This window comes from Rummeliibacillus sp. POC4 (assembly GCF_003576525.1).
Lineage (GTDB): Bacteria > Bacillota > Bacilli > Bacillales_A > Planococcaceae > Rummeliibacillus.
In genome coordinates, this window is the sequence record NZ_QWUA01000035.1 from 1 (window position 1) to 3,926 (window position 3,926).

Here is a 3,926-nt window from a genome sequence, read left to right on the forward strand (position 1 = left end):
TTTCATGTTACACTATGAATGTAGAAGTACTATTTATGCTTGTATTTTGAGGTGTTATATATGAAAAAATTACTTGGTGAAGAGCGGAGAGCGTTTTTATTAAATTTATTAAAGACAGAAGAAACAGCCATCACTGGAACTGAATTAGCGAAAAGAGCAAGTGTTTCAAGACAAGTAATCGTCAATGATATTGCCTTGTTAAAAGCGAGAAATGAACCAATTATCGCCACTAGTCAGGGGTATCTATATTTTAATCAGCATGAAAGTGTACAAAATTACGAACGTCAAATTGTAGCTTTGCATACTTCAGAGCAAACAGAAGACGAATTAAACACTCTAGTTGATGCAGGCATTACGGTAAAAGACGTAACAGTTGAACATCCAGTATACGGTGAAATAACAGCTAATATTATGGTTAAAAATCGATTTGATGTACAACAATTTTTGAAAAAGCTTCAAGAAACTAATGCAAGTCCCTTAATGGCATTAACAGACGGCGCTCATCTCCATACCATTTCTGCTCCATCCGAAGCGCAACTAGACTTAGCTGAAAAATTATTAAAAGAAAAAGGGTATCTACTTTCGTAGAAATAAAAAAGTGTCCAAATTTATGATTTGGACACTTTTTTTATATCTTGTTTGGAATGATGCTTGTAAGTGTAATAGCTTCCTAGAGTCTTAACAGAGCAACCGAGAGCAGCAAGTTCCTCCATAGCACCATTCATCATTGGAGCATTTTCATCTTCTAACACATCTAAGATGAAGAAATAATTACCTAAACCTGTTTTTAAAGGTCTCGATTCGATTTTGCTTAAATTGATCTTACGCCATGCGAATACAGATAAAATTTGATGTAATGCACCTGAACGATCGTCTGGTAATTCAACCATAAGCGTTGTTTTAATCTGTGCCTCACGTTCTGCTAATTCAATACGGCGATTCTTTTTGGAAAGTATGACGAACCGAGTATGATTAAAATGGAAATCATGAACTCCTGGTTGCACAATTTCTAAATTATATGTTTCGGCTGCAGCTAAATTTCCAATTGCAGCGATACAATCATCTGGATGTTCAGAAACTAACTTCGCTGCTGCTGCAGTAGATGTTGTTTGATGTAAAGGAACACCTTTAAAGCGATAATATAAATATTTATGACATTGCGCTAAGGCATGAGGATGAGAATAGATACCCTGGATATTCTTCTCCCAAATTTCTACTTGCTTTTTATGTACCATTAAATGTTGCTCAATAGGTGTTAATACCTCTCCTACAACGTATAAATTAACTTCATGGTATAAATAGTCGATAGTCAACGGGACAGTACCCTCTAGAGCGTTTTCTAAAGGAACAATGGCTAATTCAACTTGTTCTTCAGCCACAGCTTCAATACATTCCGGAATAGTTTTATATGGAATCATCCATTCATTTTGAAATAGTTCTTGTGCTGCTAAATTAGTAAACGTACCTTTTGGACCTAAATAAGCTACTCTATTTTCCCATTCTCTAGCTGCCAAATCGAAATGCCTCCTTATAATGCGCCTGAACTAATTACCTCTGCTGACTCTACAAAGTCTAATTTTTTAAGACTCTGTAATAATTCATCTAACTCTACATCCATTGCTGTCACATCTAGTGATAACGTAACATTTGCTCGTCCTTGAATCGGAATCGTTTGATGTATTGTTAGCACGTTGCAATGTGTATCTGTTACGGTGGATAGTAGTCGAGCTAGCGTCCCTTTTCGGTCCTCTAGCTGTAAAAAAACTGTTAAAATACGTTCTTGTACAATAGAGTGAAAGGGGAAAACAGCATCTCGATATTTATAAAACGCACTTCTTGATAAATCGACTTGTTTAACAGCATCCCATATAGAAGTAACAGCACCTGTTTGCAACAAGTGCTTTGCTTCTAATGTTTTTTGCATGGCATCTGTTAACACATCTTCGCGTACTAAATAATAGCGTTGATCTGCAATGTTTTTCATCTTTTTCCCCCCTATAATTACTCTACAAAGTCAAACTCAAATTCTAATAAGCGAACAGTATCACCGTTTTTAGCACCGCGTTCACGTAGTGCTTCATCAACACCCATACCACGTAATTGACGTGAGAAACGACGTACTGATTCTTCACGGCTAAAGTCTGTCATTTTAAATAAGCGTTCAATTGTATAGCCTGTTAATACATAAGCTCCATCATCATCACGACTGATAACAAAATCTTCACCTTTAGCTTCATGTTTATATAGAACAGTTGCGTCTGTTTCTTCATCTTCTATTTCATGAAGTGGGAATTCAGGTGTTTCATCTAATAAATCTGCAACTGCAAATAACATCTCTTTTAATCCTTGACGAGAGACAGCGGAAATAGGGAAAATTTTTGCATCCTCAGCTAGTTGATCTTTGAATACTTTTAAGTTTTCTTCAGCATCAGGCATGTCCATTTTATTTGCAACAATAATTTGTGGACGTTCTGTTAAACGCATATTATATTGTTCTAACTCTTTGTTGATAGTCAAATAATCTTCGTATGGGTCGCGACCTTCCATACCAGACATATCAATAACATGGACGATTACTCTAGTACGTTCGATATGTCGTAGGAATTGGTGTCCTAAACCTACACCTTCAGAAGCCCCTTCAATAAGTCCTGGAAGATCGGCCATTGCGAAACTTCTTCCATCATCAATTCGTACCATTCCTAAGTTTGGTACAATTGTTGTAAAATGATAAGCTCCAATTTTCGGTTTTGCTGATGTAACAACAGATAATAATGTAGATTTCCCTACACTTGGGAATCCAACTAAACCAACATCAGCTAATACTTTTAATTCTAATATAACATTAAGTTCTTGTCCTGGCTCCCCTTTTTCAGAAAGTTCTGGCGCAGGATTTGCAGGTGTAGCAAAACGAGAGTTACCACGGCCTCCACGTCCACCTTTTGCGATGACCGCTTTTTGACCATGTTCAACTAAGTCTGCAATTACTCTACCTGTTTCTTCTTCGGTAACAACTGTACCAGGTGGGACAGAAACATATAAAGGCTCTGCTTTTTTACCATGTTGGTTTTTACTCATACCATGTTCTCCACGGTCAGCTTTGAAATGGCGTTTATAACGGAAATCCATTAATGTACGTAATCCTTCGTCTACTACGAATACTACGTCACCACCCTTACCACCATCTCCACCAGCAGGGCCACCATTTGGTACAAATTTTTCACGACGGAAGGCTACCATACCATTCCCGCCATCTCCACCTTTAACATACACTTTTACGTGGTCGACAAACATTAAAGTCTTTCCTCCTGACTCGAAATGACATATTGCCATTCCTGTTCTGAATATTGCTCATCTTCAATCGTTAGCTTTGAAGTTAACGGTTGTTTGAATACTTCTTTTTCGTTCCAATGACCTTTTGCATGAAATACAATTTCAAATTGCTGTTCTGTTGAATAAAGTTGTAACGAAAGATTTTGTTCAGTAAATGGATCTAATGATGGGTAGATATGCAAGATGGATTGTTCTAAATAATTAGAAATAGCATCATCTAATGTAGAATCTACTTCATGTTCAACTATACTCTGAATCGTAACATGGAAGCTTGGGTATCGCCATCCTAATGTATGGATCCATTCAATTGTTTTGGGAAGTCCTAATTTATTGATATTGAAAAAGGTTTTACTTTGTTCAGCAATTTCCTCTACAGCATTCTTTGCTGAATCTGTTCTACCTAGATCAAGATTCATTTTAATCAGTTGAAGTTGATTTAGAAAGTCATGGTTAGCAAAACGTAGTGCTTCATTTACGGTGAGTGTCTTAATGTTCTTCATCTTTCACTCTCCTTCGATGAGATGTTCATCTTACAGTATACCAATTTTTAAATGATTTTGCTCCTAATAAGAAAAATTCGACTTTCACAAATTATG

General features: G+C 36.6%; 5 protein-coding genes. 1 reads left to right on the plus strand and 4 read right to left on the minus strand.

Annotated features, from left to right (window positions below):
• Positions 1 to 60: 60 nt before the first annotated feature.
• A complete protein-coding gene (locus D1606_RS11665; protein WP_119416191.1) occupies positions 61 to 588 on the plus strand; it encodes a transcription repressor NadR in 528 nt (175 codons plus the stop codon).
• Positions 589 to 608: 20 nt separating this feature from the next.
• Here D1606_RS11665 and pheA read toward each other — a convergent pair whose 3' ends face one another.
• From pheA to D1606_RS11685, 4 genes are read right to left on the minus strand one after another with little or no spacing between them, the layout of a single operon-like run.
• Entirely contained in the window at positions 609 to 1,514 is a 906-nt protein-coding gene (pheA, locus tag D1606_RS11670; RefSeq protein WP_119416192.1) for a prephenate dehydratase, read from the minus strand.
• A gap of 14 nt (positions 1,515 to 1,528) precedes the next feature.
• Positions 1,529 to 1,984, minus strand: a complete 456-nt coding sequence (locus D1606_RS11675; protein ID WP_119416193.1) for an ACT domain-containing protein — start codon at positions 1,982 to 1,984, stop codon at positions 1,529 to 1,531.
• Between the two features lie 17 nt (positions 1,985 to 2,001).
• Positions 2,002 to 3,291, minus strand: a complete 1,290-nt coding sequence (gene obgE / locus D1606_RS11680; RefSeq protein ID WP_119416194.1) for a GTPase ObgE — start codon at positions 3,289 to 3,291, stop codon at positions 2,002 to 2,004.
• Positions 3,291 to 3,830 (minus strand): Spo0B domain-containing protein, encoded by a 540-nt coding sequence (locus tag D1606_RS11685; protein WP_119416195.1) that lies wholly within the window; start codon positions 3,828 to 3,830, stop codon positions 3,291 to 3,293. The genes obgE and D1606_RS11685 overlap by 1 nt, the downstream gene beginning before the upstream one ends.
• Between the last annotated feature and the right edge of the window lie 96 nt (positions 3,831 to 3,926).

Bases quoted from the DNA above. Each gene is read 5' to 3' on its own strand.
- D1606_RS11665 (WP_119416191.1), top strand. From the start codon at position 61: ATGAAAAAATTACTTGGTGAAGAGCGGAGAGCGTTTTTATTAAATTTA.
- D1606_RS11685 (WP_119416195.1), bottom strand. From the start codon at position 3,830: ATGAAGAACATTAAGACACTCACCGTAAATGAAGCACTACGTTTTGCT.
- D1606_RS11675 (WP_119416193.1), bottom strand. From the start codon at position 1,984: ATGAAAAACATTGCAGATCAACGCTATTATTTAGTACGCGAAGATGTG.
- obgE (WP_119416194.1), bottom strand. From the start codon at position 3,291: ATGTTTGTCGACCACGTAAAAGTGTATGTTAAAGGTGGAGATGGCGGG.